Source organism: Exiguobacterium sp. SH3S3 (genome assembly GCF_004337115.1).
Lineage (GTDB): Bacteria > Bacillota > Bacilli > Exiguobacteriales > Exiguobacteriaceae > Exiguobacterium > Exiguobacterium aurantiacum_A.
This window is the reverse complement of record NZ_SJUU01000027.1, coordinates 1-1,686: the sequence shown is the minus strand read 5'-3', so window position 1 is coordinate 1,686 and position 1,686 is coordinate 1. Positions and strand designations below refer to the sequence as shown.

The 1,686-nt window shown below is 50.5% G+C and carries 1 protein-coding gene; it reads right to left on the bottom strand.

Annotation, left to right across the window (positions count from 1 at the left end):
• Positions 1 to 46: 46 nt before the first annotated feature.
• Positions 47 to 1,617 (bottom strand): IS3 family transposase gene (locus tag EVJ28_RS13850; RefSeq protein WP_131489345.1). Its coding sequence is split into 2 segments (ribosomal slippage): positions 47 to 978 and positions 978 to 1,617, totalling 1,572 coding nucleotides; the frame shifts between segments, so codons are not numbered across the junction.
• Positions 1,618 to 1,686 lie beyond the last annotated feature (69 nt).

The following is a 1,686-nucleotide window of genomic DNA, read 5'->3' as shown; positions in this document are numbered from 1 at the left end:
TGAACTGCTCCCCGTCAAGTAGACAGTGTAAATAATGAAAACCAACCTAGGCGGCTTGAGACCTGTATTCGACAGGGCTCAGGCCGTTTAGTCGTTTCTGGAAACGGTCGTGGTTGTAGAACGCTATGTAGTTCTCGATTGCCTTCGTCAGTTCGCTATAGGCCTGGAACTCACGCAAATAGTACATCTCCACTTTCAGGGTGCCCCAGAAACTCTCGATTGGGGCGTTGTCGATACAGCGTCCCACGCGGGACATGCTGTGGGTCAGTCCCGCGTCCTCTACCATGCGTTTGAACCCTCTCGAGGTGTATTGGAACCCTCGGTCGCTATGGATCATCAGACTCGCTCCTGTACGTAGACCCGCGATGGCTGGCATCATCGTTTTAAAGACGAGCCCGTTGTTGTTGGACTTCCCGACACGATAGGCGACGATCGAGCCGTCGTACAGGTCGATAATCGCGCTAAGGTACGCCTTCTTCCCGGCACCGTATTTGAACTCGGTGACGTCGGTGCACCATTTCTCGTCCGGCCGGGCCGCGCTGAACTCTCGGTTCATCAAGTTCTCGGCCACATGCTGTGGCGTTGACTTCTTATGTTTCCTCCGCTTCCGGCGGATGATCGATTGAATCCCATGGCTATGCATCAAACGATAGATTCGCTTTTCATTGAACGGGGACAAGCTTTGTTGCCGGCGTAGCCGATTGATGGTCATCGTGATCCGACGGTACCCGTATGTCCCGTTCGCCTGATCATAGAGTAGACGGATGTCCTCCAGGAGCTTCTCGTTCTCTTCTTGACGCACCGATATGGTGCGATTCAACCATTTGTAATAGGCCGCCCGTGAGATGCCGGCGACCCGGCAGAGGAGCACAATCGAGAGGGCTTCCTCTTCGTTCAATTCTTTGATGGCGATATATCTTTGCTGTAGCCGTACCTGGCTGATCACGACCTCCTCTCGATCTCCTCTAACTTTTTTAGGAACAGGTTGTCCGCACGAAGAAGTTCGTTCTCAAGCTCCATTTGCTGGATACGACGTTTCAGCTTCTCTTCTTCACTTAGTTCATCCTCTGGCTTCGTACGCCCACGGCGGTCTAGGAGCGCTTCTGCCCCGGTCGTGTCATACTTCTTGACCCAGCCATAGACCTGGGCATAGGATACCTGATATTGTTCCGCGGTCTGCTGGTAGTTGCGACCATTCTCCAAACAGTATTTCACGATCTCAAAGCGCTCTTCAAATGTAGTTTTTCTTCCTTTTGTCATAGCTAGACCCATCCCTTTTCTCGAATCTGTTAACTCGCTATGACTAGTATACTTCCTAATCCATCTGTGAAGAACAGACCAGTGACTGATTTGATGTTTGGAGAGTGTCTCTAGTTTAGTGAGACCACCGAGATAGTCACGGACCGCCGCAATCTTCTGTTCCTTGGTGTAGGGCTTCCATGTCCTCGATTGCTTCAACGCGTCAATACCGCCGGTATCGAATTTTACTTTCCATAACTGAAGGGTGTCCATAGAGACGTCATGTGCCTCCCTGATTTCCTTCCAGGTATATGTGCCTTGATCCATCATGCGCAGCGCGCTCAGTTTTTGTTCGATCGTATGTCGACTTCTCGTCATAAAAAAACACTCCCCAATCAGATAAACAGATTTGTTATTTCATCTGTCTACTTATTGGGGAGCATATCA